Raw genomic sequence first — 251 nt, forward strand, 5'->3', positions numbered from 1 at the left:
GAGCGCCCTGGCTGCCTCGTCGAGCGTGGCACCGGTGGTGACGACGTCGTCGACGAGCACGACCTCGGCGCCCCCTCCCCGTCCCCGTGCACGCATCGTGCCGCGAACGTTCTCCTCGCGCTCACGCGCACCCAGGCCACGCTGGTCGGCGGCTGCCGCCACGACCGCGAGCAGCGGCTGCGGCTGTGCGTGTGCACGACGGATCAGCAGCTCGGGCACGCGATAGCCACGGCGGCGGAACGCTCTTCGCG

Annotated in this window: 1 protein-coding gene; it reads right to left on the reverse strand. The window is 73.7% G+C overall.

Annotated features, from left to right (window positions below; translation table 11 throughout):
- The coding region (locus tag SB753_RS39700) for a phosphoribosyltransferase family protein (protein WP_410805499.1) at window positions 1–219 on the reverse strand (219 nt) is incomplete at its 3' end.
- Window positions 220–251 lie beyond the last annotated feature (32 nt).

The sequence above is a fragment of the Paraburkholderia sp. SIMBA_053 genome (assembly GCF_046534895.1).
Lineage (GTDB): Bacteria > Pseudomonadota > Gammaproteobacteria > Burkholderiales > Burkholderiaceae > Paraburkholderia > Paraburkholderia caledonica.